General features: G+C 35.9%; 5 protein-coding genes and 1 riboswitch. Of the genes, 4 read left to right on the top strand and 1 reads right to left on the bottom strand.

Annotation, left to right across the window (positions count from 1 at the left end):
• On the bottom strand, positions 1-509 hold a 509-nt coding region (locus GRP75_RS24230), incomplete at its 3' end, for a DUF6198 family protein (RefSeq protein ID WP_160790593.1).
• Between the two features lie 114 nt (positions 510-623).
• On the opposite strand from GRP75_RS24230, the gene GRP75_RS24225 reads away from it, so the two are divergent.
• The 4 genes from GRP75_RS24225 to GRP75_RS24210 all read left to right on the top strand — a co-directional run.
• Complete coding sequence (locus GRP75_RS24225; RefSeq protein WP_160790592.1) at positions 624-1,076, top strand: MarR family winged helix-turn-helix transcriptional regulator; 453 nt, start codon at positions 624-626, stop codon at positions 1,074-1,076.
• 26 nt (positions 1,077-1,102) lie between these two features.
• Positions 1,103-1,621: a spermidine/spermine N(1)-acetyltransferase gene (gene paiA, locus GRP75_RS24220; RefSeq protein WP_160790591.1), complete on the top strand. Its 519-nt coding sequence runs from the start codon at positions 1,103-1,105 to the stop codon at positions 1,619-1,621.
• Positions 1,622-1,705: 84 nt separating this feature from the next.
• Positions 1,706-1,804: riboswitch (guanidine-I (ykkC/yxkD leader) on the top strand.
• 93 nt (positions 1,805-1,897) lie between these two features.
• On the top strand, positions 1,898-2,239 hold the full coding sequence (locus GRP75_RS24215) for a DMT family transporter (protein WP_023988640.1): 342 nt from the start codon (positions 1,898-1,900) through the stop codon (positions 2,237-2,239).
• Positions 2,240-2,242: 3 nt separating this feature from the next.
• Positions 2,243-2,531 (top strand): DMT family transporter (locus GRP75_RS24210; protein WP_160790590.1); only part of this gene is annotated, 289 nt, incomplete at its 3' end.

Raw genomic sequence — 2,531 nt, 5'->3', positions numbered from 1 at the left:
CCAATGCCAATGGGGCCATTTAAAATGACTGCTATGATCAAGAATATAAGATAGATGAGTGTTCTCGAAAAAAATAGATTTGTTCTAGTTAATTCTTGTATGATTAATGTTAATCGGTCAACTGGAATTGGTGCAAAATTTGTCTGTAAATATGTTGCAGTTCCTAATCCTACAACAACTAAACCAATTCCAAAACAAACAACTTTGCTGTACCATAGTTCAGGTGCTATCAAATTGTGTAATAAAAAAAGCCACATATCAATACCAATACCCGTTATAAATGCTGTTAACAACCCCAAAACTTCAGGTCTTTGTCTTTTTAAAAGCGAATTACAACATATCAATATTATAGCTATTATGATTTCCCAACTTCCCACAGTAAGCCCCACATTTATGGACAGTCCTACCAAAAGTGCATCAAAAGGTGAAGTCCCAAGGTCTGATTGTATAGTGAACGAAATTCCAAGGGATAATATAAAAATTCCTAATACAAAAAAAATATATTTCACTTTACTCGACCTCTTTAATATATTTTTTTGTTGCAAATGCAATAAAAATAAGGTAAATTCAATATATATCATTTTTATTGCATTTGCAATAAAATAGGGGCAAAGGAGTTAACTATGAAGGAAGTGCTTCGTGAAATTGGAATGATCGCAAGGGCATTAGATTCTATAAGTAATATAGAATTTAAAGAATATGACCTTACAAAAGGGCAGTATTTGTACCTTGTGCGAATATGTGAAAACCCAGGAATCATTCAAGAAAAGTTATCCGAGATGATAAAAGTAGATCGAACAACTGCATCTCGTGCTATAAAAAAACTTGTAATTAATGGCTTTATTGAAAAGAAAGAAGATAACCATAACCAAAAAATTAAAAAACTCTTTCCAACAGAGAAAGGGAACAATGTTTATCCTTTTATAAAAAGAGAAAATGATTATTCCAATAACATTGCATTAGAGGGATTTTCGGAAAGAGAAGTAGAAACCATTTTCAATCTTCTTCAAAGAGTAAGAGAAAATATAGGGGATGACTGGGAATTTGTAAAAAAGGGGAACAAAAGAAATTATTGATTTACATGAAGGAGAGATGCATTAAAGTGACTGTGAAAATAATAAAGTGCAGCCGTGAAGATTTACAAATACTCCAAGAAATAAGTATTGAAACATTCAACGATACTTTTAAAGATCAGAATTCACCTGAAAATATGAAAGCCTATTTGGAAAGAGCATTTAACTTTAAACAGTTGGAGGAGGAATTGTCCAACGTCTCTTCAGAAATCTTTTTCATCTATTTCAATGAAGAACTGGCTGGATATTTAAAGGTAAATATGAATGACGCCCAATCCGAAAAAATGGGTGATGAGTCGCTCGAAATTGAGAGGATTTATATAAAAAACAAATCTCAAAAACATGGGCTTGGTAAATATCTGCTAAATAAAGCTATGGAAATTGCGATTGAACATAATAAAAAGAAGATCTGGCTCGGTGTATGGGAAAAAAATGAAAACGCCATTGCTTTTTATAAGAAAATGGGGTTTGTTCAAACTGGCGCACACTCTTTTTATATGGGTGATGAAGAACAAATTGATTTCATAATGACCAAAACAATAATATAAGTTTAGGGTGATATACGAATTCTTATTAATTTTTATATTGTAATTTATTCACTAATATGTATAATGTTAACTATAACTGAATTCAAAAATGTTTTCTAGGGTTCCGCGATGTAATATCGGCTGGTCCGAGAGAAAACTCACAGTCGTCGTACTGTGCCACGGAGGGATAAAAGCCTGGGAGAAAAACTGCTGTATGCAGTATTCTCTCAGGCTTTTTTTTTGCTGCTATAAATCCATACTACATTTGCAGCATTATCAAAAAGGAGGAAGCACAGAATGAACAAGACATGGTTATCTGTTGTAATTGCGGCATTATTTGAAGTTGGATGGGTCATCGGCCTGAAACATGCCAGCGGATGGTTAGAGTGGGGGGGCACTTTAGTTGGAATTTTAGTAAGTTTCATACTCATGATTATGGCTTCCCGTACGCTTCCGGTAGGTACGGTGTATGCAGTGTTTGTCGGCTTGGGAACGGCCGGCACTGTATTGGCAGAAATTTTGTTGTTTGATGCTGAGGTACAGGGATCTAAATTGTTGCTAATCGGGGTGCTTCTGCTCGGAGTTGTAGGGCTCAAAATACAGAGCAAAGAGAAGAAACAAGGAAAAGAGGTGCACTGACGTATGAACTGGGTATTTCTAATTTTGGCAGGCGTATTTGAGATGATGGGAGTTCTTATGATTAATAAGCTCCATAAAGATCGGAATTTCCTGTCTGCTTTTTACTTGCTTGCAGGCTTTGGATTGAGCTTCTTGTTTCTATCCCTGGCCATGGAAACACTACCCATGGGAACGGCCTACGCTGTCTGGACCGGTATTGGGGCTTCTGGCGGGGCCATATTGGGCATGATCTTTTACAGTGAACCGCGTAATACCGCGAGAATTCTGTTCATTGCGATGGTACTCGGTTCAG

It is taken from the genome of Paenibacillus sp. OT2-17 (assembly GCF_009827695.1).
Taxonomy (GTDB): Bacteria; Bacillota; Bacilli; order Paenibacillales; family Paenibacillaceae; genus Paenibacillus; species Paenibacillus polymyxa_B.
Note: the sequence above shows the minus strand (reverse complement) of the source record. Positions and strands in the feature narration are given on the sequence as shown.

Excerpts from the sequence above, each read along its gene's own strand:
- GRP75_RS24225 (WP_160790592.1), top strand. The coding sequence starts at position 624 with ATGAAGGAAGTGCTTCGTGAAATTGGAATGATCGCAAGGGCATTAGAT.
- GRP75_RS24215 (WP_023988640.1), top strand. The coding sequence starts at position 1,898 with ATGAACAAGACATGGTTATCTGTTGTAATTGCGGCATTATTTGAAGTT.